Origin of the sequence: Stutzerimonas chloritidismutans, from assembly GCF_051486945.1 — a bacterium.
Lineage (GTDB): Bacteria > Pseudomonadota > Gammaproteobacteria > Pseudomonadales > Pseudomonadaceae > Stutzerimonas > Stutzerimonas chloritidismutans_B.
The window spans coordinates 700,506-724,172 of record NZ_JAHVDX010000001.1; the positions used below are offsets into that span (position 1 = coordinate 700,506).

At 55.5% G+C, this 23,667-nt stretch carries 18 protein-coding genes and 1 pseudogene; 8 read left to right on the plus strand and 11 right to left on the minus strand.

All coding sequences use genetic code 11. From position 1 onward, the window contains the following. Positions 1–12 precede the first annotated feature (12 nt). Complete coding sequence (locus KXR72_RS03045) at positions 13–228, plus strand: hypothetical protein (protein WP_003285516.1); 216 nt, start codon at positions 13–15, stop codon at positions 226–228. Between the two features lie 59 nt (positions 229–287). After that, positions 288–1,256, plus strand: coding sequence for a DUF932 domain-containing protein (locus KXR72_RS03050; protein WP_437419645.1), 969 nt, complete (start codon positions 288–290; stop codon positions 1,254–1,256). 86 nt (positions 1,257–1,342) lie between these two features. On the opposite strand, the gene vapC is transcribed toward KXR72_RS03050, so the two are convergent. Further along, the gene (gene vapC / locus KXR72_RS03055; protein WP_020308731.1) at positions 1,343–1,747 is read right to left on the minus strand and encodes a type II toxin-antitoxin system tRNA(fMet)-specific endonuclease VapC; all 405 of its coding nucleotides are present in this window, start codon (positions 1,745–1,747) and stop codon (positions 1,343–1,345) included. Continuing rightward, the gene (gene vapB, locus KXR72_RS03060; RefSeq protein WP_003285520.1) at positions 1,747–1,977 is read right to left on the minus strand and encodes a type II toxin-antitoxin system VapB family antitoxin; all 231 of its coding nucleotides are present in this window, start codon (positions 1,975–1,977) and stop codon (positions 1,747–1,749) included. The genes vapC and vapB overlap by 1 nt, the downstream gene beginning before the upstream one ends. Before the next feature lie 156 nt (positions 1,978–2,133). Between vapB and KXR72_RS03065 the strand changes: the two genes are divergently transcribed. From KXR72_RS03065 to KXR72_RS03090, 6 genes and pseudogenes are all read left to right on the plus strand, one after another. Beyond that, positions 2,134–3,138 (plus strand): YqaJ viral recombinase family protein, encoded by a 1,005-nt coding sequence (locus tag KXR72_RS03065; RefSeq protein ID WP_437419646.1) that lies wholly within the window; start codon positions 2,134–2,136, stop codon positions 3,136–3,138. A 125-nt stretch (positions 3,139–3,263) separates the two neighbouring features. Further along, entirely contained in the window at positions 3,264–4,259 is a 996-nt protein-coding gene (locus tag KXR72_RS03070) for a hypothetical protein (RefSeq protein WP_437419647.1), read from the plus strand. A 116-nt stretch (positions 4,260–4,375) separates the two neighbouring features. Continuing rightward, positions 4,376–4,609 (plus strand): annotated as a pseudogene (locus tag KXR72_RS03075) (alkaline phosphatase); the annotation flags it as partial. A 151-nt stretch (positions 4,610–4,760) separates the two neighbouring features. Further along, entirely contained in the window at positions 4,761–5,705 is a 945-nt protein-coding gene (locus tag KXR72_RS03080; protein WP_437419648.1) for a recombination directionality factor, read from the plus strand. Then, on the plus strand, positions 5,677–6,174 hold the full coding sequence (radC, locus tag KXR72_RS03085; RefSeq protein WP_219806873.1) for a RadC family protein: 498 nt from the start codon (positions 5,677–5,679) through the stop codon (positions 6,172–6,174). The genes KXR72_RS03080 and radC overlap by 29 nt, the downstream gene beginning before the upstream one ends. Positions 6,175–6,183: 9 nt before the next feature. Next, on the plus strand, positions 6,184–6,354 hold the full coding sequence (locus tag KXR72_RS03090) for a hypothetical protein (RefSeq protein WP_169713330.1): 171 nt from the start codon (positions 6,184–6,186) through the stop codon (positions 6,352–6,354). A 92-nt stretch (positions 6,355–6,446) separates the two neighbouring features. Here the strand turns inward: KXR72_RS03090 and brxL are convergent, their stop codons facing one another. The 9 genes from brxL to brxC form a co-directional block, all read right to left on the minus strand. Further along, positions 6,447–8,546 (minus strand): BREX system Lon protease-like protein BrxL, encoded by a 2,100-nt coding sequence (brxL, locus tag KXR72_RS03095; RefSeq protein WP_437419649.1) that lies wholly within the window; start codon positions 8,544–8,546, stop codon positions 6,447–6,449. 38 nt (positions 8,547–8,584) lie between these two features. Beyond that, on the minus strand, positions 8,585–9,472 hold the full coding sequence (locus tag KXR72_RS03100) for a hypothetical protein (RefSeq protein WP_437419650.1): 888 nt from the start codon (positions 9,470–9,472) through the stop codon (positions 8,585–8,587). A 17-nt stretch (positions 9,473–9,489) separates the two neighbouring features. After that, positions 9,490–11,997 carry a BREX-1 system phosphatase PglZ type A gene (gene pglZ / locus KXR72_RS03105; protein WP_437419651.1) on the minus strand — a complete coding sequence of 836 codons (2,508 nt, stop codon included), beginning with the start codon at positions 11,995–11,997 and terminating at the stop codon, positions 9,490–9,492. Between the two features lie 7 nt (positions 11,998–12,004). Then, entirely contained in the window at positions 12,005–13,798 is a 1,794-nt protein-coding gene (gene pglX / locus KXR72_RS03110; RefSeq protein ID WP_437419652.1) for a BREX-1 system adenine-specific DNA-methyltransferase PglX, read from the minus strand. Continuing rightward, positions 13,791–16,814 (minus strand): reverse transcriptase domain-containing protein, encoded by a 3,024-nt coding sequence (locus KXR72_RS03115; RefSeq protein WP_437419653.1) that lies wholly within the window; start codon positions 16,812–16,814, stop codon positions 13,791–13,793. Before KXR72_RS03115 ends, pglX (KXR72_RS03110) begins: the two co-directional genes overlap by 8 nt. Then, complete coding sequence (locus KXR72_RS03120; RefSeq protein ID WP_437419654.1) at positions 16,811–18,055, minus strand: Shedu immune nuclease family protein; 1,245 nt, start codon at positions 18,053–18,055, stop codon at positions 16,811–16,813. Before KXR72_RS03120 ends, KXR72_RS03115 begins: the two co-directional genes overlap by 4 nt. Next, the gene (locus tag KXR72_RS03125) at positions 18,055–18,228 is read right to left on the minus strand and encodes a hypothetical protein (protein WP_282336973.1); all 174 of its coding nucleotides are present in this window, start codon (positions 18,226–18,228) and stop codon (positions 18,055–18,057) included. Before KXR72_RS03125 ends, KXR72_RS03120 begins: the two co-directional genes overlap by 1 nt. Continuing rightward, positions 18,225–20,030, minus strand: a complete 1,806-nt coding sequence (gene pglX / locus KXR72_RS03130; protein ID WP_437419655.1) for a BREX-1 system adenine-specific DNA-methyltransferase PglX — start codon at positions 20,028–20,030, stop codon at positions 18,225–18,227. The genes KXR72_RS03125 and pglX (KXR72_RS03130) overlap by 4 nt, the downstream gene beginning before the upstream one ends. A 79-nt stretch (positions 20,031–20,109) precedes the next feature. Beyond that, on the minus strand, positions 20,110–23,664 hold the full coding sequence (gene brxC, locus KXR72_RS03135) for a BREX system P-loop protein BrxC (RefSeq protein WP_437419656.1): 3,555 nt from the start codon (positions 23,662–23,664) through the stop codon (positions 20,110–20,112). Between the last annotated feature and the right edge of the window lie 3 nt (positions 23,665–23,667).

The following is a 23,667-nucleotide window of genomic DNA, read 5'->3' on the forward strand; positions in this document are numbered from 1 at the left end:
GCAGCAGGCGCTATGGCTGGCGCAAAAAGCGGCGCGCTTATAGGTGCTTTCGCTGGCCCCGTGGGTATTACGCTGGGTAGCCTGGCTGGGGCGATTCTGGGCGGCCTGGCAGGTGGAACTGCCGGGGGGCTGGCCGGCGCCAAGATGGGTGAAGAGTTCGATTCTCACGTACTCGACAACTATGAGTGCCATCACTGCGGCACTGCCTTTACACAAAATGAGCGTTGAACTCATCGTACCGATATACGAAACGTTATTACGTATACATACGTAGAAGGAGTATTGTAATGGCTCATCTCATCGAAACCATGGCTTACGCTGGCGCTACCCCGTGGCACGGTCTGGGCAACAACCTGCCGCAGAAACAATCCATCGAAGTCTGGCAACGCGAAGCCGGCATGGACTGGCAGATCCTGGAAAGCCCTGTGCACTTCAAGTCGGATGCCATCGGCCATCTGGGCGCGATCCACTCATTCCAGGAACAGAAAGTGCTCTACCGCTCGGACACCAAGGCACCGCTGTCGGTGGTCTCGCAGCGCTATCACACTGTGCAGCCAAAGGATGTCCTGGAGTTTTATCGCGACCTGACCGAGGTCTCCGGCTACGAGCTGGAAACTGCTGGCGTGCTCAAGGGGGGTCGCAAGTTCTGGGCGCTGGCACGCACCGGCCAGGGCGCTGCACTCAAGGGTAACGACCAGGTGAATGGCTACCTACTGTTGGCCACTTCCTGCGACGGCACTCTGGCCACCACGGCAACGCCCACCACCATTCGCGTGGTCTGCAATAACACCCTCACCATCGCCCTGGACGGCACCAGCCGTGCGATCAAGGTGCCGCACAGCACCCGCTTCGATGGTGAGCTGGTGAAAAAGCAGCTTGGTGTCGCCGCCTCGCAATGGGACGACTTCATGTACCGCATGCGCCACCTGGCGGAACGCAAGGTGCAGTGGCATGAGGCACTGGGCTTCTTTATGAACGTGATGTGTGAGACCAGCCCGACCGGTCCGCTTCCTGAACAGCTGCCGAACGAGCGCGCTCTGCGCAAAGTGCAGGAGCTGTACGAAGGCCGTGGCCGGGGCAGTCAGCTCGACTCGGCACGCGGCACTGGCTGGGGCCTGCTCAATGCCGTGACCGAGTACGTCGATCACGAACGCCGGGCGCGCAGCATTGAGTATCGATTGGACTCTGCCTGGTTCGGCCAGGGCGCGCAGATCAAGCAACGCGCCTTGGACGCAGCGCTGCAGCTCGCCGCTTAAGCTGATGCGGCATAAACACAACCCCTGATCGCCACAAGGGTGATCAGGGGTTGTTCAGCTGCTCTGCATTAAATGATCGCCCTTAATCAGGCGTTCACCCAATCCTCGACGCGCAAACCTGGGACTCGCTCGAACTCACGAAGATTATTCGTGACCAGAATCAGTCCCTGGGCACGTGCGTGTCCTGCAATCATCTGATCATACGGGCCAATAGGCTTGCCGATACGAGCCAACTCAGCTCGCAATTGCCCGGAATGAGCCGCTGCCTGAGCGTCGTAAGGCAGTACTTCCAAGCGCGCAGCGAAACCTTCAACGTCCGCCAGATTACGCTCGGGATTAGCGGACTTCTCGGCGCCGTAAATAAGCTCCATCAGGGTGACAGTGCTGATGCTCAGCTGCCCTGAATGGCGCTTGAAGGCTTCCCGCACCTGCTCAGGGCGATTCTTGATCGTGAAAATGCACATGTTGGTATCAAGCATGTACTTCAGCATCAGAACGCATCTCGCTCTTGATCTGCAGGCTGCTCGCGATCCGCCATGTAGTCAGCGGTCACACCTTCGCCATCGAACCAGACGTCCCAGGCCTCGCCTGCCGGCGTGATGATTCGGGCCCGACCAACTACCACTACATCCACCCGCTTCACATCCTCAGGCAGCGCAACCGCCTTGGGCAAACGCACCGCCTGACTGCGGTTGCTCTGAAAAACTGCACCTTGTTCCATGGAAACCTCCTGGGGATATGCCTTACGTATAGCCCATTGTGCCAATCAAGCGGGATATGTCAAAGGCATATCCCTAACTAGCCATCCACCTACCACCATAAACGCCCGGTCAGCCTTGTGCTGGCTGGGCGTTTTTATGCCTGCAGGAGAAACATGATGAAAGCTACTTCATTGAACCGCAGCACCAGCAAATCCCGCCCGGCTCTGCGCCTGGTCAGCACCAAGGAACTGCCACGCGAGGACTGGCTGCAGATCCGCAAGCAAGGCATCGGGAGTTCGGATGCTGCAGCTGCAGTCGGTCTGAACCCCTACAAATCGCAGCTGGAACTCTGGATGGAGAAGACCGGTCGTGATGCTGGCCTGCCCAAGGCCGACCCACAGGATGAGGAAAGCCCGATGTATTGGGGCAACGTCCTGGAACCCATCGTGGCCTGGCACTACAGCAAGCGCACGAAGAACAAGGTACGGCGCATCAACGCTGTGCTGCAGCATCCTGATCCGGAGTTGCCCTGGATGCTGGCCAACATCGACCGCGAGGTAATCGGGGCAGACGATGTGCAGATCCTCGAATGCAAGACAGCCGGCATAAACGGCGCACGCCTATGGAAAGAGGGCGTGCCGGAGTATGTCCAGCTGCAGGTGATGCACCAGCTCGCCGTCACGGGCAAGCAGGCGGCGGATGTAGCGGTACTGCTGGGTGGTCAGACACTGGAGATCCACCGCATCGAGCGAGATGAGCAGATGATTGCTCGCCTGATCGAGCTGGAGCGCCAGTTCTGGCACTACGTAGAAACCGACACCCCACCGCCAGCAGATGGCACAGCCTCAGCTGAGTCGGCACTGCGTTGCCTCTACCCGGAGGACAACGGCCAAGTCATCGACTTCAGCCAGCATGCTGGGCTCTCTGCTGCGTACATCGAGCTGAAAGCCGTGCGTCAGTCGATTGCTGACAAGGAAAAGCGTGAAGCCGAGCTCAAGCAGATGCTGCAACAGGCCATGGGCGAAGCCTGCCGGGCGGAGTTTTCCAGCGGCTACATCACTTGGCGCAAGGCCAAGGACAGCATCGGTCTCGATGTCGCTCAACTGCTCAAGGACAAGCCCTACCTGCAGGCCATGTACCCACTACTGAAACCCGGTGCGCGGCGCTTCATAGTCGGCTGACAAAAATCTTTGGCAAACCCATGCAATTTGCGTTGGGACCGATTGCTGGCATCTGTCAAAAATGATATCAACATGCCACCAGGCTAACACAGACGCTTATTAACAATGAAACATAAGGAAGTATCATGAGAAAATTTATTAACATTTTAGCCTTCGCCCTCACTACATCAACCGGCTCAGCGATGGCTTACAACATCCCTTATGAAAACCAAGTTCCTAACTACCCCCCGGAACATGACGTTGAAGCTTATCCAAAAGCAATTCCTTGTGTTTGGCAACGAATCCACGACCCCAGCCGAAAAGACATTACAAAGGTTCTAAACTGCACAATTATTGCCTGGCCGCGCGAGGTCTCATATACAGACTCCAAGGGAACCCCACATGTAGGTCCTAATTGGCAAGAAGGGTACTGCAGCAACGGATCTTGTATAAACAGCGTCACAGGTGAAGTTTTTGCAGAGGTGCCTGGTACTATTTTGGCGCAAACCGAATTAATGTATTACATACAAGGCTCCGGAGACGAGATTGTAGCCCACAGATCTGGGGAAGGTCCTCTGTTTGGAAAGCCGGCAATATCCTATGCTCAAGCAGGGCGTGAACTTAGAGACTTTTATACTCGCGGCGGAGCAAACGCTGGAGCTGTCGACACATTGTTCAAGCGTAGAACGGGACTCACTTGGACAGATTGGCAAGACAAGCACTCGACTGCTGCCCACAGTGCTATCTATGAATCCGTTTTGGTTACTGACGGAGCAGCAGGGCCTTTTACAGTCACGCCTATGGAAAGTGGAAACGCCATTACTTACCAATCCCGAGCAGGCATTATGAACCTACTGGAGTCAGTCGTTGAGTACGCAGATAGTACTGGCTACGTCGTTATCAATAAGGCTTACGCTTTTGGTCCTGACAAGTACATCCTGATTGTATCCACGGGGGAGTCAGGCATGAGCTGTCCGGCTACCACCTACGTGGTGAGTTTCGATACCAAAGGTGAACATGTCGATGGAAAGGCCAGCATTGATGGCTGCTCAGAGGAAGTCGAGAGCTTCGCTGAAGGCAACAAACTCAGCATCAAGAAAGAAGGCGAAACCATGTTCGTTTTTAACGGCAGAGTCATGTAACAAAGCAATAGTCCTAACAGGACATCTTTACCCGACATTTCTGGTTAAAGAGCCACCCGCAAACACCCTGTGAAGGTTGCCTTCACAGGGTGTTTTATGCCTGCAAGGTGAGCATCATGAAAGCGACTTCAATGGACCGCACCAGCAAGCCGCGTCCTGCCCTGCGCTTGGTCAGTACCAAGGGGCTGCCCCGCGAGGACCGGCTGTAGATCCGCAAGCAAGGTATCGGCAGTTCGGATGCCGCTGCCGCTGTGGGGCTTACTTCTACAAATGGCAGCAGGGCTGTGGCTAGAAAAACTGGACGCGACTCTGCCATACCCAAGGCCGATCCCGAGGATCAGGAACGGCCCCACCTGCAATCCAAATACTCACTGATCAAACCCGGAGCACGGCGCTTCCTGATCAGCTGATTCCAACCTCTTCTCATCACTCCCTCCCCTTGGCCAGCCCATGCAGTTTGCGCTGCGTGGCTGGCCTTTTTTCATTTTCAGGAGAACGACTATGCTCAAAGGTCTGGCTATCACTCCGCCGGTACTCGGGCGGATTTCCATCGGCAAGGTCATCGAGAAGAACGGCAAGCGCCTGCCGGAGAAGGATGACCAATTCACCATCACGTCCCAGGTGCAAAGCAAGGACGGCTGGCTACTGCACCCGCTCAATGACGAGCTGCGGCAGAGCAAGGACGACAAGCTGCGCAGCATCCCGGTACGCCTACTGTTCAACGAGCCGGAATTGAATTTCCGGGCTGACTACACGCTGTTCGACCGGCAGTCTGGCCGGCCACTGTGCGTGGGCAATGGTGAGACCTGTAAGCGCGTTACCCAGGACGGCATGCAGTCGCTGCCCTGCCCTTCGCCGGATGCCTGTCCGCTCGCCAAAGGCGGTGCCTGCAAGCCCTACGGCCGACTGAACGTGGTCATTGGCGATGAGGATCCGCTGGGCAGCTTCGTGTTCCGCACCACCGGCTTCAACAGCATCCGCACCCTCGCCGCTCGCCTGCATTACTTCCAGGCCATCTCGGGTAACCGCCTGGCCTGTCTGCCGCTGGAGTTACGTCTACGCGGGAAGTCGACTCGCCAGAGCCATGGCACGCCAATCTTCTACGCCGATCTGACGGTACGCGGCGGCATGGACATGGCTGAAGCTCTGGTGACCGCCAATGAACTCGATTCACGGCGCCAAGCTGCCGGCTTCAATCAGGCCGCGCTAGATGAAGCTGCACGACGTGGCTTCGGTAATGGTGCCTTCGAGGACAGCGAGGAGGATGTCAGTGCCATCGTGGAAGAGTTCTACCCCGAGGGTGAGGCACCTGCATCAGCGCCCACCGCTTCACTCCACCCAACCAAACCCAGCCTGGCTGAAAAGCTCGATGCACAGGCCGCTCGTCAAAACACACCCTCAGACCAAGGAGGACGCCATGCGCCTGCACAAGCTGAAAGCCAGTGACACGACCGGCACCTACTTGGTCGATTCGCCGGTGACGGAAAACGACATTCTACTGATGGCCAGGCAACTGGCCAGTCTGCGCCTGCGCAAAGGACGTGCCTTGACATCGCCGAAGGAGGTATTCAGTCACCTGCAGGCGCTGCTGGCTGATTATGAGCACGAAGTGTTCGCGCTGCTCATGCTCGACAGCCGGCACCGAGTGATCGCATTTGAGGAAGTGTTTCGCGGCACGCTGGATAGCGCCAGCGTCTACCCAAGGGAGGTCGTGAAGCTCGCCCTGGAGCACAACGCCGCTGCCCTGATTCTGGTGCACAACCACCCTTCGGGTGACCCTGAGCCCAGCATGGCGGATCGCAACCTCACCACGAAACTGCAAGACGCGCTGAATCTCGTCAGTGTGCGCACGCTCGATCACATCGTGGTGGGGAACGAAGGCTGCGTGTCACTGGCAGAACTGGGCTACCTGTAAGGAGGCGATATGAAGCTACTGCTACGCACGTTCGCAGCCGCGTTCATGTTTGCCGGGATCCTGGCTGGCTGCCTTGCGATATTGCTACTGGTGATTCTGGTGGTGCGCTTTCCGCCATTACTGATCGCTGTGGTGTTGGCGTGCTGGATCTTCAATCGGCCACCGAAGTCTGAACGCTAGTTGGTCAGAAAACGTGGTTACAGCTGAAAGGCTGTAACCATGCCACTGTCTGCTTTTTTTTTGCTCTGCCTGGTTACCAGGAGCAAGATCACTCACTCGCTGGCATCCTCAACCTTAACGAACGTTGCACTGAACTCCTTGCATTGCCGGTGTTGCTGCAACCGGTTCGCAAAGCTAAACGCGTCGTTCAGTTCGAAGCGCTGGAAGATGTCCAGCCCACGTCCAAGCACGATTTTCCAGCCCGTATCAGTGGTGATGTCACGATCATGCTTAGTCCCTGTCGTGTCATACGCCCAAGTGAACTTGATACCCACCCCTGCACATGCGTCAGCAATTTTCTGCAGGCTTTCGGTCTGGCGATCACCATTGAACTCATCCTCCACGGTGACCACATGTACAGCTACTTCCTCACCTGAAACCAACTGCTTGCTGATCGTCTCCATCAGCTCCATGAGGTTGCGCAGTTGATGGAACATCCGCAGGTACGGATCAATAACGATGATCCGCTTAGCCCCTTTCAGATAGGGCCCAAACAGCCTATCGAAGGTGACACCGCGCTGGTTCTCCTGAATAACAAGGTGCTGAGGTTTCAGCTCCGGCTCTTTGCTCACCGAGCCAGCAAGCTGTTGAATGGGCTGAGGACTGGCCGCATCGCTAACCGGCTCGCGAGGAGCGACATTAGCCGTATCGAACAGATCAGACTCCGAAACCTCACTCGCCACTCGCCGGTGGTACTGGTTCGGGTACTCCCCTTCCTCCAGAGTGCTGACCAGCCTCTCTACACCATCTTTTCCTTGATAGGCAAAACGCACAGCTGGATAAGTGGTGTCTATGCGCAGCAGCTGATCCTTGACCCGCTTACGCCCTTCGATAGCACAGCGCAGCACATCCTCGACCTCCGACTCAGTCGCCTCGTCATGAGGGAAGAGGATCTTCATCAGCCCGGAGAAAGTCTTGTTGATACCGTCACGATCACGCGTGGAGATTTCATCCGACAACGTGTACAGACCTTTGTAGCGATCCGAGAAGTCATGGCTGCGCAGTGAACGGAGTATCTCGGCCAGATAATCGACGACAAAGCCATAGCCGCTGGAGAACATCTCCCCACGGATGACGTCCACCTCCCAGCCCGGTATGTAGCTGTGCAGGCGATCGAGGAAAGCCGAGTCGTGAAATTTCTCCGGCAGCGGATCGAACAGGTCGCTGTGCTTGAGCATGTACGGAACGGTGTGATCGGTGTTGCCCACGAACACCATGCTGGCCTCGGCCCCAAGAGTTTCCACACCCCGCGAGAACGACTTGTTGGCCATGTAGTTCTTCATGATGTCGACCAGCGCCTTGTCCACCCGCTTCTGCTTGCCGGCGAACTCGTCGAAGGCCACCACATCCCAGTAGCCGACCAGGCCGAGCTTGCCCGTACCGTTGTGGACGAACAGTTTGGGCACCGTCACCTCACCGCCGGAAATCAGGATGCCGTGGGGCGAAAACTCGGAGTAGACGTGCGACTTGCCGGTGCCCTTCGGCCCTAGCTCGATCAGGTTATAGTTCCGCTCGCAGAATGGAATCAGACGGATCAGCTGCAAGAGCTTGTTGCGCTTGCCGAACATCTGCGGATTGAAGCCGATGCTCTGGATAAGCAGATCAATCCACTCGTCCGTAGTGAACTGCTTGCGGGAGTCCAGATAACCGTCGAAATCAAAACGGGAGATCTGGATAGGCTTTAGCGAGGCAAGCACCCAGGGAGAAGCAGATTTGTCTTCGGTGTAGTCGTACTCCAAGTCAGCGATGCACCACACGCCCCCGACCAACAGCTTCTGATGTGCCTTGACCGTGCTGGAGTCGATCAGCACCTTCTTTATCCCGAGGTTGGCGAATTCGGCCTCGTACACATCGTCCTTGTCGTTGAGGGAAACACTTATCCGGTCAATGACCTTGTGGCGCCCCTTCTCCTTGATGGTCGAACGCACTAGTCCCGCTTCGTTGCGATGCACATAGTGCTTGCGCAGGATTTCTTTAACTGTCTCGATGCCGGTTTGAATCGTCGACTCGTCATTCGTTGCGCAGTACTGCCCCAGTAGGTACTCCAGTACATAGGAGGGCACGATGGCGTTACCCTTCACCGCCTTGACCAGATCCTTGCGGACGACCAGACCGGCGAAATACTGGTTGATCTTGTCATCGAGCTGACTCATAGCACCAAGGCCTCTAAATCCCGAACAAACCCAAACCGTCAAACATCTTTATCACGACTATTTTCTGTAAGAATCAAAGAAATTTCTTTGGCCGCACTAATATCATCCCTATCAAGCGCCTCCTGCATTCTCCTGACCAACGACTCCTTGTCTTTATCATCCACTTCAGAAATCTTTTGGCGGGTTACTTGGCGCACTGCCTCATCGACCACCGCCTGCCTGATTTTAAAATCAAAAATACCGCTACGGACACGCCTTATAACCCCGGGACAACCATCCTTTATTCCAGCAGCAACTGGGGCAACCCTGCGTATCAACCACCAAAAAATAAATATAGCTAGTGGAACTCCAAAAGCCCATGCAACCACAGAAAGAAACCAGTACCTTACATCATCCTCCAGAATGGCATGCTGTCTCTTTTCCCGAGCAGACATGTACTCTGCGACCCGTGACTCAAAATCAATTAACCTAATATTCCGCCCATAAGCCCCTTCCCTATTAGAGCCATACTGCGAATAGACGTCCCGACCAACAGCCTCAAAATAAATCACAGGATCATGACTTGCGACAATCTCTTTGTAAATCTTAACACCCATACTTGTCGAGCCGGTTCTCCCCCACGAATCTTCGGCATCAAGCCGCACATCACCGACCCTAACAAAAGCCTCACCATATACAGTTATCGATCCACTCACCTGCAAATATGGATCATCACAAGAAACCTCAGGCCGCCACAAAAAACTTTCAACAGAATCGCAATCAAACCCAACAGAAATTTGAAATCCACCATACTCCCATTCAGGATTAGAAAACTCCGGACTATTGGAGTGAACCGGCTCAACATCCACAACCCCCTGCGACTCACTAGCAACAGCCCACACAGGCAATAAAGTTAATATAAAAAATATATTCCTTATTATTTTCACAAATTAAATTCCTTATATTAAAAGTCGAATTCACTGGTGAACGAACGACGAATCGTATACCGAGCGGCCTTGTACTGGGTGAAATGCGAGGTGCCTTCCACCTGCTCTTCAAGCCGTAGCTCGACCTGCTGATTGTTGGACTCATCGGCTTTCCGGCTCAGGATGAAGCGTACCGACAGCTCGCGCTCACGCGGGTTTTCGGAGGCGAAATCGAACGTCAGCTCATGCGAGTCGGAAATCAACTCACCGTCTAAGGTGTACAACCCAGCACGCAATCGGCGAGCTTGTTTCTTCTCCGTGACCGCCTCGGACTGATACAGCACAACGGCCAACTGGCCAGTCGTGATGCTTCTGCTGCCGCCACCGATGAACTCGACGTCCACACTGCCCACATCGCTTTGGCGCTTTTTGTTGATACGCACAACCGGGATCACCACTTCTTGCAACGTGGCACCGCCATGTACGAACCGACTGCCAGAGCCTTTGAGACGCAAGCGGTTGATCGACTTAGGGATCTGTACATCCAGCAATCCTTTAAGTCCCAGCTGTTCAGGGGTGAAGGTTCGGAAACCGGCCTGGTTGCGCAGACCGCGCCCCAGGACAAAACGCCGGTCGCGATAGAGCACCTCGTCGCCTTCCGGGACGTTGCTGAGAAAGTCGCTCTCCTCCAGCGGTCGGTGCTGGTAGATGAAGCCATGATCTGCAGTGACCAGCAGGTTGCTGGCATTGGCGTTGGTCAGCTTCTTCACCAGGCGGACAAGCTCGGACAATGTCTCTTCTGCCGCAGCAAATACCCGCTCCTCGGTATCTCGAGTATCGCCAGTCTTATCGATCAGGTTGTGGTAGACGTAAACCACATCGTGATCCCGTAGCAGCGCCCGCGAGTCCGCCTGATTCATAGCCAGCAGATCCTTGGCCAACACAACAGCGGAAGTCGGCACTGCAGCGGCCAGGATCTTTCCGCGATTTGCCGAGCCCTGAGCGCTTTGACCATCCACCAACGCGTCACCACTATCATTTTCAGCCAGCTGCAGTGCCTGATTAGGTAGCAATGCAGCCATGCCCAGTTGCGTGTAGCTCGGCAGCATGGAAAGCGCCGGCTCAAGCTCGGCCTCAAAGCGGTCTTCACGGCGAATCAGGCTCTGCAGCTCTTCACCCACCTCATAACGGAAGGCATCCGAGATCAGCACGCAGACCTTGGTCTTGCGCTCCAGGAAAGGTTTTACGCAGCGGCTAAAGAAATTCCGCTGCAGCATGATCGGAGCAGCCGTCCAGCTCGGAGCAGAGTCCACAAACTGCTGCCAACGATCATTGAGACGCGCTAGATAGTTGTTGGTGTACTGGTTTTCGATCTGGGCGCTTAGCGCCTCTAGCAAGGAGGCCTGGCCAGACTTGCGCGCGTGATAGACAAACTTGCGATACAGCTGATCCAGCCTGTACCAGCTCTTGGCATACTTCTCCACGCCATCGGCCAAGGAGGTCATTTCCAGCTTGGCAGCATCCAGCGTCTGCAAGAACTGCGCAGCCTGATCCAGAGCCAGATAGACATCCTCGAAATGGCTGAACCAATGGCTCTGGCGCCGTTGACGCACAGATTGCTCGACATCGGCAGCAGTCGCCGTTCGGGCAACAGTCGCGCGAACCAGCTCACTGAGGATCTTACGGTCGATCAGCTCAAAGTAATCAAGATCCAGGAGGGCTCGATAATCAAGCTTATGCAGCTTGTCACCAATCTGTAGCACCTCTGCACACTGCGTAGACAGCATTTCAAAACTGCTTTCGTGTGACCGACTGTCCTTCCAGCGCCGGAGAAAGACTAAGGACTCTGCAGACAAGCGCGACTTGTACTCAGGATCCGTGCCCATCATGAAGCAAGCCTTGAACAGCTCGATCACGAAATCGTGCAGTCCCGGCTGCTGCGACACATAACCGTAGGCGCGCTTCATCTGCTCCCAGAGGAAGCTATCCAGGCCACTTGTTTCAATAAGCTTGATGCGTGTGACTTCCGCATTGGCGAGCTCAGCCAGCAGCTCTTCAAGAATCACATCCAATCGTGGCTCGGAGCCTGTACACACGGCGAGCATTTTGAAGCGCAGCATACTGTGCGAGTCGCCCGACTGCAGCAGTTTACGCAACTGTTCGCGCCGCTTGGCCGCAGCGAAGAATGCTGCATGCTCCTCCAGCACCGGATAACAGTCAGGCCCTAACTCCAGCTCAGCCAGCCAAAGGGCAAGCTGATCCGTACGGAAGGTGTTGCCGCTAGCCAGTTGTACATCAAGTAACCAGTTCTCCAGATAGGCCGGCTCGGCACCTTCGCGATAAAGCAGAAACTTCTGCTCGGGCTGCTCGCGCAGGATGCGGTACTTAACACCGAACTCGTTGTTGGCCAGCTCGACTTTCTCGACACCCGGCAGCTCTAGCGATTCGAAATCTGCACGAAACTCCAGACGGTTGTCGTACCAAAAGACAATACGCTGCTTCTCAAATAGGTTCGTCAGCGCCTGGGTAATCTTGAGGTTACTCATGTACGGATCAGTCCTCGCCCTTGGCGTCTAACCCGACGATCTTCTTCAGGGCTGCGCCCAGCTTGAGGTAGTTGACCTTAACGCCATCGTCCAGATCCAGCTCGACCTGCTCTGTCGCCAGCGGATAAAGCGTATCGCGCTCGTAATCATCCAGCTCAATGAGCTGTTTTTTGATGGCATCGGCTTCCTTGCTGGCCTTGGTCTTTTCGCTTTGGCTGGAAGAGGGGTTGATAGCTACCTGCTGCAGATAATCCAGACGCGAAGCGAGCTTCTTGCGGAAATCGCGCAGGTAGCTGAGCACTACGCTGACGGTGTCCGGACGGTAACGGTGTAGGTAGACCAATGCGCTGAAGGTGCCCTTGGGGCTGCTGAACAGCCAATAGATTGGACGCTTCTTGTAGCGCTTCACATGATCGGTATAGAACTCGCCCAGGAAGTAGTCGCGCAGGCTGAAGTTTCGCTTGCCCTTGACGTTTAGCGCCTGTTCGATAAAGGCTAGGTTGTCCTCATAGTGCGCATCACCAAAGGCCACGCGCAGGAACTGACGGAAACGCAGGGTGATGTCGTCGGGGAACCAGTCACGATCGAGCAGCGGGATCACGTTATCGTCATCGGCCGGGAACGTAGGCTGCGGCACCTGGGCCAGATAGTCCGCCAGCGTTTCACCCTGGTTGGCCAAGATCAGCCCCGGCTTGTCCAGGCTATATCGACCGAACATACAGCCCACGGCGTAGCTCACCAGCTCGCGCATGGTGTCGGCCAGTAGCACCGCCTCCAACTCTTCATCGCTCTTATCACCGCCGTAGCGGTAATACGGGTTGCAGGTGAGCGTGATCTCGTTCAGCGGCACGTCGGGTGTCAGCTCATCCTCCAGACCATAGGCGTCGATGAAGATGCGGTTATTTTCTTCCTCCAGACGCTTCATTTCCTGGGTCATCTCGCGCCACTGAACAATTAACCTTTGGTAAGCAGCCAGGAGCGTGAGCTGGCGGTTTTCGGGATCCAGCAACGGAAGGTTGGTAAAGTCCCAGGAGGTTTCGTAGGAGTCCCAATCGTTTTTTGAAAGCTGAACCAAGCTCGCGCTCTTTAACTCATCTGATTGAATTGAGTCATTTACTGGAAGTTTTACGACATCACCAGCTTCAAAATTCAATGTTGGAGAGAACACGGACAGATAGTGCGAGGAGACAACCGTATTTAGCAGACAAAAAACCACCTCTTTTGTGGCGCCGCTTAGATCATACAAAGTTTTGCTACCCGTTCCAGGAATTATACCAACAGAAACTTCTCTGCAAGAAAACCTCCCAGAGGTAACGGCTGACCAAGTTAAGCCTACCTGAAAAAAATACTCAAGATTAAAAAGCCTCCTTGACCAGTGCGTAGTGTTCGGATCCTTCAGATTATTGACAACGAATTTTTTTATATCAGCTCCCTCACCCCCCCAGTTAATAACAACATCGTTATAACCAAACCATCTTCGATTTCCACCACCCTTATTGTAGGGAAACCATTTTCTACTGGAGCCACGGGCATCTTCATGAGATTTAGAAGTCCTGTTTATTGATACAAGTGAGACTTCAAACCACTGCCTCAAAAACAAGTCGGAGTTACAAGACGACATTCCTGACTTTGCATCCGAAAACTTTGAAAGCAACGGATATTTAGCACAGTTATCCGATGCATTCTCTGAAAACCAATAAGCAATTGGTTTTCCTGGAATCTTCGCAAAATCAACAGCCGAAGCTCGAAAAAAAAAGTCTTCCATACCCAGCTCTCGGCAGATGCTACGGTTATCACTCATTTATTTCTCCCGCCGGCAATACCTTTCGGCCATAATCAATTTCAAATCCATCCGGCACCGGTTTGAACGGTTTGGCCGGGGAGCGATAGCTGCTCTGGAACTGGCGCAGGGCCTGAACATCAATCTCGCCGATCACGCAATAGTCGGTCACACCGCCCTTAACCCGCAGCACATCACGCGCCCAACTGTCTTTTGCGGGAGCGCGAATGCGGCTATCACCGTATTGACGGTCATTGCACTGGATGATGTAGGCGTGCATATCTAACGCGGCGGACTCCACCAGGGCATTGAAGGTTTCGGTGTCCTGGTTCCACTCAGGCACAAACAGCGCGTCCACTTTGCCGCGCAGGGCGGCGCGATAACTGATGTTGGTCAGCTCGCTGCAAATCAGCAGAGCAAAACGCAAGTCTCCGTGCTGCAGAATGGGCGGTGTTTTCCAAGCCTTGTCGGGTTTCAACTCCAGCCCAGCCAGACGCTGCAACTCCCGCTCCTCATGCAGGGCTGGGCGCTGTTTGTCCTGCCGGTAGATCATCAACGAAGGGAAGCCCAGTCCATCATGCGACAGCGCAGCCCAAACCTGGTTGCGCACGCGCCCTTTACTGGCGTGCAGGTATTCAATGCCAGTGATCAACGAAATGCCACGCCCCTGAAGCTTGCGGGCAATACGGATGAACCAGTGCGCGGGTAAGGCCAGCTCGGGCAACACCAGATAACGACTGTGCCGTGGCTGAGCAATCACAGCATCGAGCAAACGGCACAAGCGCGCGTAACGCTCGGCATCAGGATCGGGCATGCGCATGACCGAAGCTGTCCAGCTCGCCATCTGCGTTTTCCAACTGGAGACGGCGATCCCGTACTTGGGCTGGGGCTGGCCATCCGGGATCTGTAGCACGCCGTGCTTATCGAAAGCAGGCGCGGCATTACCAAGCTCGAAGCCGCGTACGGCGAGGACGACAGCTTGCATGGCGCCGTGCGCCGCAGCATCGTAGGCCGCCTTGTTCAGGATAAACAGCTCCGGCAGGTTGTAAGGCCGGGTGGCAAACAACAGCCCATGCGGCAAACCTTTGAAGCGGATCCACTTGGCAAGCACTTGGTTGCCTTCCAGCACAGTGCCTGGCAGCAAATCGGTCGAATGGGTGCAGGATGTAGCGGTCCTCCTGGCCGGGATTCCGCGCTGGGCCACCATTTCCTCGGGCAGGCCAAGGAAACGGAACGGCATATGCGCCAGATCAAATGAGAACAGCCGTGCTTGCTGAGTTTGGAAGCCCTTGATGGGGAAAAAATACCAATTCAGGAAGGCATCGATCTTCGCCGGCGCGTAGCCCTCCATATGTGCCAGCCAGGCCGCCTTACCGTCTTTCGATAGCCGAGGCGGAAAGGCAGCGCTGATGCTCTCGCGTACCGTGGTGAAAAGCTGCTTTTGCCAGCGATCCAGCATTTCGCTCTGGCTTGGTTTGTCTTCTGCGGGGCAGGCCTTAATGCTGAGCTCGCAACCTTGTGACACTTGCGTGCACAGCTGCTCCAGCCCTCGCAAAATCTGGCGCAAGGCTGAAAAGTCTTCGCATGCCGTAGCGAGGCGAATAACCCGTGGTAGGTAGACCGACAGATCAAAAAACTGCGGCAGCACCAGCACATGCTGAATAAAGGCAAGGAAGAAAGCCTGGCGATGCTCGCGCCACGCGCCTGGCTGCAGGTCACGTTCATAGGCTTCAAAGTCACGCAGCTTGATGGCAAAGCCCGCGCGGCGCATGGTCAGGGCATCCGCCTTGCGCAGGTTGTCGGCGGCCTCACCGTCGCTTTGCGTGGCAGCCAAAAGATCGGTGCCCACATGGCTGGCAGCGCGCGGCAAACGAGGCATAGCGCGCCATTCGCTAGCCCGCTCGTGAATCTGGTGAGCAATGGCATCCACCAGGGTTTTTCCCGGCTCACCTGCCAACATGAACACCTTGTTCTTGGCGTTGGCAAAGCGGATCTGGCTGTCGCTCAAATAGACGGGCTGAAAACCGATCTGCTTGTACTCCTCACCTAGCACCCACGCCAGCATGCCGCTGGAGCGGGCGAACAACCACTCCCACAGCTCAGCCGTGGAACGGAAGCTGGCACGGTTCTCCATGACCAGGAGGATGTCGTCTACATAGCGGCCGTAGTACAGCGGCGCAATCTGCTGCTCGACGACGCGATCCAGCTCAATAAGCGCAACGTTCGCCACCACGGCTGAAGCTGGCAGACCTACGGGCAGGCCCTTCTTCAGCGGCGTGGCTGCCGCCCATGCCTGCAGCGCCTGAATGAAGAGGCGATGCAGCTTAGATTGAGCGGGAGACAGTTCCAGCCCCAGCACATCCGTAACGAAGGCTGGATTGAGCATGAAACCAGGATTCAACTCGTGATAAAAAGAGCTGACATCCGCAGTGAGCGCTACGATCTTCTTGTCTGCGTCCAACGCAGTACGCATGGCCTCGATACCCTGGTCACGCCAGTCGCGGAAAGGCTTCAGGTACGGCTGAAAAGAGCCCAGCGAGAGCGCGTTGATGCCTTTCTTGTCTTGCGTGCGCCGCAATCTGTTGCCATAGGCACAGTCGGTCAACTTGTCATCGAACAGATGGCCAACCTCCAGCATCCAGAGGGTGGACAGCACATGAAAATCCAGGCTGCACTGGGCCATCACTCGAAATTCAGCGTTGGGCTTTTGGGGATGCTCGCCTTCAGCCAGCAGGCCACAGGCGTGAGCCCACTCCTCGGCCGGAGATGAAAAGATCAGGCCATTGCCATTCTGCTTGCGATATTCATCCCAGCAAGACATGTCCACCGACTTGGTGGCCAGAGTCCAGCCGCCGATAAACTCGGGTTGCGTGACCCAGGACTCATCATCGCTAAGCAGCTTCGCGAGCAAAGCGGTCAGGTTGGCATGGAGTGCATCCTCGTAGTGCGCAATCGCGTCCAGCGATGCATGAGACGAGTAGTACAGATCCACCTTGGCTTTGCGGTAAGCCAGACCTAGGGCTTGGAGGGAAGTCATGCGCCTCTCCGGTTTGGTGCCACACTCCCTGCTGACTTCTGACGCCTCATCATTTCAATGATGTTCCCCACCCGGCGCAATAGGTCGTCATAAGTCATGATGTCGAGCATGTTGGCGTATTTACGCCGGATGATTTCAAAGTCAAAACGCTGCTGCCCCACAAAATCGTTATCACGCCCGAGCAGGATCATTGCCTTGGGATTGGTGATCTTGAGCTCAATCCAAGTTGGCAACTCACTTTTCCGCTTGTTGTAGATTTCCTGCTCACCCGCGTGGCCCCATTTACTCAGGTGGAATAGGTATTTTTCCGCCTGCATGACAGATCCGGCCAATTCTTTCTTCGGCGTGTGGCTGTCGCGGTATGTGCTGCGGGACACCATTGCATTCGGAAAGGGCTTTTTGACTTCGATGATGTCGATGTTGCCATTCGCATCGACCAGCATCAGGTCGATGTAACGGTCGGTGGTTTTGGAAGCATTGGTGTAGAAGTCCTTGATATGGACATTCTCAAGTACCGCAACATACTTGGGGAAAACAAACAACAGCAAGCCCAATATCTTGGCCTGCCAGTCCTTCTCAGAGTACGCATCCACCTGCTTCAGCATGGACTCCAATTCTGCATGAACATACTCAAACTTCTGCAGCTCAAAGTTGGAAACAATGCTTTCACGGGACGCGGCAGGGAGCTTCTTCTTGCGCTTCAGGTACTGATTCAGCTGGCCTTCGGCATCCGAGATCGTTCCAAAATAGTCTTTGAGAACCCGCACAATACGGGCTCGGGCGTAATGGGTGAGCTCGGTGCTGGTCGGAAAGGTTTTTAGAAGCTGCTCAAAGTCCGCCAACGGGATGGCGCTTTCGTTGTCACCGCCAACGACGATAGGTTCATCAATCAATTCATCGATTCTTCGGAACACCGAAATATCGCGCTGCGCAATGAATGTGCTCGGTACCAGCGTCATCCCACTGTCGAGCAGAAGGTCGTGCTTAAGGCCAAGCACGTCACTATTGATCTTGTAGTAGCCGTCCTCCAATAGGCCGAGCAAAAAGATGCGTTCGCTGTCGTCCCCCTCTTCAGAGGATGCAGACGGGGTCAGCAGATCTGCGCCAGTGAAGGTGAACGTGCGACGCAAAGTCACTTCGCCGTCTTGCCGAAGCTTCTCATCGAGCCAACGCGCATCGTTGAAGCGATCAGGCTGATACATCAGTAGCAGTTGGTTCTCTTCGGCGACAATATTGATCACTAATCAACCTCACGCGCGGCCTTTGGCCCGCCCTGAACAAGAATGGCCTTGAGCAGCTGGATCTTTCTGGCGCCGTTCTCGCTAATGGCGATGTTGATGCACTGCGAGAAATCGATGGTCAGATCGATGAAGGCCGTAAAGTTCTTGTGTTGCAGGCTGGTGATCAAGCTCACTTGCCCACCTTGCGTGCCGCCTGAATGATCTCCAACGCCCGAGGCCCTTGCTGGTCGGCACCTCGGAAGTCCGAGAGACGCACATATCCGCCGCGGAAGTCAGGTTTGTGAGCATTCTCAACGGTGAAAGTGCAGATGGGCACGGTCGCGCCGTCAAAGCCGGAGTATTCAAGCTGGATGAGTGAAGTGATCGTTTTCCGGTCGATCAGAATGGTGCGCAGTTTTTCGTAGCTGGAAATAAACATCCAGACAAACGGGGTCATGAAGCCAAGCTGGCCTTTGGGGAGAGAGAGCTCCAGATTGCGTACAACAAATGCTGAAAACAGGTCTGTCTTTACGGGCTCGTAGTTTTCTTTCAGCCATGCACCAAGCCTTGGATTCATGCCCTTGCCGCCCATATAGGGCGGGTTGGCCACCACCACGGCATAGCGTGGGCTAAGAGCCTCAGCCATACGTAGAACACTCAGCACTTTTTTGTGCGTCTCGGCCAGGAACAGGTTGCTGCTCATGTCCTTGCTCTCCAGCGTGGTCAGCACATCGGCCACGTTGGCGACCTTGGGCACAATTAGCGAGCCGAAGTTGTCGACTTCGCTGAATTGCTGCAACGTTTCGCGCAGGCCGTAGGTGAACAAGTCACGGCCAACAAAACCGATGTACTCGTCCAGCTCTTCACTGCTGAAGATCACTTTCTCCAGCACGGTGATGTTCGGCTCGACGCCTTTATTGAAGAAGCGCCGCTGGCGAGCTCGGGCTTTCATGGTGAGCGCAAAGGCAGCCAGTTCTCCTGCACGCTCGTCCAGCTCGATGCCGAAAAGGTTGTGGGTGAGGATCTTTTCCGGGATCTCAGCCGGGTCATAGCCCTCCTCTTCGTACATCGCATACAGCAGGTCGAAGGCGTAGGTGAGCATGTGACCGGAGCCGCACGCCGGATCGCAGACTTTTATGTCCTCTGGGCCGGTGATTTTGAGGAAATCACTCTCAGGCTTCTCTGGCGGGATGAAGTACTCCATTTGCTCTGCCAGCCGTGAGTTGGGCCGGTTGAGCAGCCAGAGTCGGCCCAGCGAGTTGTCCACCAGATAGCGCACAATCCAGTGCGGGGTGAACAGCTGAGTGGCAGCCGGGATGTTCTCTGGAGTGATCTTCTGATTCTTCTTCAACCCCTCGAACACCGCGTCCTTCTTCTCGGAGATGTAGAACTGGTACAGCCAGCCGATCACCTCAACATCTTTGCAGGCGTCAGGCGTCATGGCTTCCCGCGTGTAGGCCAGGATAGAGTTGCCCGAAAGCAAATCGTCGGGCATCAGCAGCTCGGTGTAGTCATCGATGCGCTCGAACAGGAAGGGCATCGACTGGTGCCAAGCGTTGCACGCAGCAACTACCAACAGGCGGTAGGCTTCGCCTTGCGAGTCGTTGCTTGGTGCGCGGCCCGCTAGCAGATCCAGGATCTTCTGACGAATCTGACTCGGCACCATCTCCTCGTCAATATGCCCCATCTTGGCTTCAGCCAGGATCTCAGGCTGGAACTGCCCCTCAGCTGGAGACACCACACCGATGCGGGTGTAGCGGTTTACGTCCATGAAGCGCAAGGCACAGAAGCGGTTAAACCAGGTGTAGGCAACACGCTCTTCCACATGCTCGCGACCGGAGCTACTTATCAGTTTTTCCAGCTCAGCCACTACCTGGGCTCGCTCGCGGCGTGCAGCACTTTGCGGTGCCAGTACCACGTCCAACTTACCACTCACCTGATCAAGCAAGATGCGACGCGCGAATTGGGCAAATTTCTTGAGTTTGCTGGTATCCATCTATCCCCCACTCAGCCATTCAACCGAACGGCCCTAGACTTGGCCTCGCACCTGACGGGCCAGTTGTATTTATTCCGTGTCAGATCTGCACTCGGTTGCCAGCCTGGATTTCCTTCAGCCAGGCTTCACGTTGCTTCTGCAGGTATTCGTCCAGCTCGGCTTCACTGGTCAACCAGGGCTTTGCGTAGCCGACTTTGATGTGACGAGACTGCACAATACGCGGCTCCGCCACCTCCATCTCCGGCTGCTTAGGCATGTCAGTGCTTGGCGCTTGAGTGCTCTCCGGTCGGCTAGATGGCGCAGGCGACTCAGAAGGGGCCTGCTTGGGACGCGCCAGCTGATCGAGCTTGAGCAACAGCTGAGGGTATTGCTCGTCCTCAAAGCGATTGCGCTGGTCACGAATGACCGCAATGAGCTTTTGCCCTTTCAGCTGCTGCTTAGCCTGTGCGAAGGCGGCTGAGAACTGCTGTTTCTGCGCCGCGTCGAGAGCCCCGTAACCCTCAGCGCCCTGCAGGCGCTGCTCCAGATCGTCGAGCAACTGCTCACTGGCTTTTTGCTCGCTGGCCAGTTGGTTGGCAATGGCAAGCTGAAGCGCCTCCAACTGCTGCCGAGCTTGTTGAAGACGATTGCCTTGCCAGGGCTTTGCATCTGCGAGCACGGCTCGAATGGCGTCAACTTCCGCCGAGCCGACGTATGCAAAATTCTCTTGCTGTTCCTGCACAAGCAGACGAGCCTGATCGTAGATCTCTTTCTGCGGGCTTTTCATAAAGCGCTGCACAGGATCGATGACCTGCTCTTTGGCTTCGAGCAACGCATCTTCTGCGCGAGCGAGATCCGTCAGGAACCAGGCTGGATTCTTGGCAGCTATTTCCTTGAGAGTCGCCAGCACACCGTCCAAAGCACTGAGGAAGGGATACTGCACCTTCTGACCGTGCAACTCAGCAAGATCGATCTCCAGTTCCTTGATGGCGTCTATGGTTTCACGTGCCAGAGCACGAGCTTCATTGCTGCTGGCCGGCCGGTCAAAGAAGTCCGCGAAAAAATCCTTCAGCGCACGTACCTGGGAAGCGCTGAACTCAATCTGCGGCTCCAAAACTAAGGTGGCATGGGCATTGGTATTGCGCAGGCTACGCTCCAGCAGATCCCCTTCCAGGGGATTGCTGTCCTGACGCACCTCTACCTTTCCTCGCGCGCAAAGCAGGGCGAGGTTGCAGAGAATTGCGGCGTAGTACCAGCCGTAACTCTTGCGCTCAAAGCGCTCCAGCAGGCTTTTGACCGTTGTGCGAACGCCACTGCGAGCATTGGTCTGGATAAAAGCCAACAGCTCCTGTTCGGGCTCACTCAGGCTGGTGGCATCATTGCCAAGCAGTCCGTCCTGCCCCTGGCGTAAGTACTTGCCGATATCAGCCTCGCTGAAGGGCACATCCCGCAACATACGCAGGTTCGGATATGTGGTTTCGATGAGCTGGTAGAAACCTTTCAGTATGCGTGTCTGCCCATCGGTGCTAGGGGCTTCGATGTCGGCAGCATTGATGATCAGCTGGGCACCTGCCAACAGTTGCTTGGCACGCTCCTGGATATCCGCAAGGCGCTCGGTGTTTTGGAAGCTCTTGGAGTCTAGGATTCGTTTAACAGCCTCCTGTTGAGTGCTGCTGTTCTGACGAATGTACGTCTCAGTGCGCTTGTACATAGTCAGGTCTTGCATGAAGCGAGCATCGGCAGGCAACACGACACGCAGCTCGTCACGCCCCATGCTTTGCATGCGCTGCACGGTGAGATTGTCGAAGTTGTCGCTGAGCGGTGTTATGACGTGGATAGTGAGCTCATGCTCCCGACTGAGCACCCGATCATCCATCTTGCGGGTATAGGAGTAGTCCTGACCGTTCTCGTAGCGGATCTTGCGCTGCCTGATTGCTCCATCAAACAGTAGAACCTCCAACTCCTTGAGGATATCCGCAGACTCCACCTCGGTGTTTTTGATCTCCTCCTCAATGTCCTTCTCTTCGTCCGTGAGGTACTCGTAGAGATCGCCGTTGCGCTGAATGTAGGTCTGCTGCTCAAGCAAATTGAGTGCAGCCTCCAGCTTCTTGCGTTGGGCGGGCACGTCCTCGCCGAAACGCTCCAGCATCAGCACACTGAGGTTGCGCAGGGTGGCCTTGAACTCCTTGACGTACTTGACCAGAAACAGAGCCTTCAGGACGCGAACGGCGTACTCGTCGCCCAGGTGGTGCTCGGCAGTGTTGATTGCACTCTGGATCGCGCTTTTCAGTGCGCCACGAATGCCTTCAAACATTCGATCAAAGGTGGCCAGCTGCCCAACCGGCTCGTTATCAATGGCGATGGCCACCTCGCGGAACACGCCGAGCATGGAACGCTCACCCACCGAGTTAGCCTTACCTTCAAAGCCATTGTGCAAAGAAATGCCACGGATGGCCGACTGGAACAGCGGGAACTGATACGGCACAAACGGATAGCAGTAGGTGAAATGCTCCAGATCTCGGAAGTTCTGGTAATGCTGGCCGCCATCGGCGAACTCAAACAGGGTCTTGAAGTTGTTGAACTGCTGGTCGTAGACAGTTTTCAGCAGATCTGCACCGCTATCGTTCTTGGTCAGCAGACGCTTCTGGATCACCTCAGCCACGTCAGCACTGGTGAGCTTGAGACGGTTGGCAAAGCGAGCCTGGATCTTGGTGAAGTCGTTACTCTGCTGCTTGCTCATGTCACCGAGCACGGAGTTCATATCCTCCTGGGCGGTGACGATGATCCAAGCCCTCCCCTGGCACTTAGTCGCCAGGCTTTCGGCGACAGTCTGCAGGTTGGTCATCAGCTTGGTGTTTTCGGCGATGTATTGGCCTACCTCATCGACGAAGAAATTCAGGCGGAAATTGGCTGGCTGCTTGTCTAGCCAGGCTTTGACCTGGTTGCCGAAGTCCTCGATGGAGACGCTGTACTGGGTGCGGTACTTGTCGAGGATTCCCTTGGCCAGAGTCGGATCTTCACCGGTGATCTGCGCATAGGCCTTGGCAATGTTGCCAGACTCCAGCAGGGCCTGCTCGCGCCCACGCTCCCAGGGCTTTTTGGCGATGATCTGATAGGCGTCCTTAAAGGCGTTGAACTGCTCACGGCTGTCGAGATCACGTTCGAACTGGGCAATGTAGCCCTGCTTGCCGAAGTAACCGCACATCTCGTTGAAGACCTTGACGAAGACCGACAGCAAGGCGTCGATCTGCGTCTTGCTGATGATGTCGGCCTTCTGGTCGATGTTGAACAGGATGCTCTTCGAGGGGATGGCGACAGCCTGCTTAAGCTTGCTGCGCAGCAGTGCATCGTCCTCGTGGATCTTTGGCAGGAAGATATCCAGGGCAGAGGAGCCATCGATGCGGCGGTTTTCCAACAGAAGCGCCAGCATCTTCAACAAGTGAGATTTACCCGACCCGAAGAAGCCTGACACCCACACGCCATTGGCGCCGTGATAGTCGGTGTAAGCGTCAAGAAAGTGTTCCAGGCGCTTGGCGACCTCGTCGGTCAGCACATACTCGCTCAGCTCGTTGTACAGGCTGGCTTCATCATCAGCCTTGATCACCCCTTCAATAGGACGACTGACGGGGTTCAGGAAAATGCCGTTGAGTTCCATCTA

Excerpts from the sequence above, each read along its gene's own strand:
- KXR72_RS03045 (WP_003285516.1), top strand. The coding sequence starts at position 13 with ATGGCTGGCGCAAAAAGCGGCGCGCTTATAGGTGCTTTCGCTGGCCCC.
- KXR72_RS03050 (WP_437419645.1), top strand. The coding sequence starts at position 288 with ATGGCTCATCTCATCGAAACCATGGCTTACGCTGGCGCTACCCCGTGG.
- vapC (WP_020308731.1), bottom strand. The coding sequence starts at position 1,747 with ATGCTGAAGTACATGCTTGATACCAACATGTGCATTTTCACGATCAAG.
- vapB (WP_003285520.1), bottom strand. The coding sequence starts at position 1,977 with ATGGAACAAGGTGCAGTTTTTCAGAGCAACCGCAGTCAGGCGGTGCGT.
- KXR72_RS03065 (WP_437419646.1), top strand. The coding sequence starts at position 2,134 with ATGAAAGCTACTTCATTGAACCGCAGCACCAGCAAATCCCGCCCGGCT.
- KXR72_RS03070 (WP_437419647.1), top strand. The coding sequence starts at position 3,264 with ATGAGAAAATTTATTAACATTTTAGCCTTCGCCCTCACTACATCAACC.
- KXR72_RS03080 (WP_437419648.1), top strand. The coding sequence starts at position 4,761 with ATGCTCAAAGGTCTGGCTATCACTCCGCCGGTACTCGGGCGGATTTCC.
- radC (WP_219806873.1), top strand. The coding sequence starts at position 5,677 with ATGCGCCTGCACAAGCTGAAAGCCAGTGACACGACCGGCACCTACTTG.
- KXR72_RS03090 (WP_169713330.1), top strand. The coding sequence starts at position 6,184 with ATGAAGCTACTGCTACGCACGTTCGCAGCCGCGTTCATGTTTGCCGGG.
- brxL (WP_437419649.1), bottom strand. The coding sequence starts at position 8,546 with ATGAGTCAGCTCGATGACAAGATCAACCAGTATTTCGCCGGTCTGGTC.
- pglZ (WP_437419651.1), bottom strand. The coding sequence starts at position 11,997 with ATGAGTAACCTCAAGATTACCCAGGCGCTGACGAACCTATTTGAGAAG.
- pglX (WP_437419652.1), bottom strand. The coding sequence starts at position 13,798 with ATGAGTGATAACCGTAGCATCTGCCGAGAGCTGGGTATGGAAGACTTT.
- KXR72_RS03115 (WP_437419653.1), bottom strand. The coding sequence starts at position 16,814 with ATGACTTCCCTCCAAGCCCTAGGTCTGGCTTACCGCAAAGCCAAGGTG.
- pglX (WP_437419655.1), bottom strand. The coding sequence starts at position 20,030 with ATGGATACCAGCAAACTCAAGAAATTTGCCCAATTCGCGCGTCGCATC.
- brxC (WP_437419656.1), bottom strand. The coding sequence starts at position 23,664 with ATGGAACTCAACGGCATTTTCCTGAACCCCGTCAGTCGTCCTATTGAA.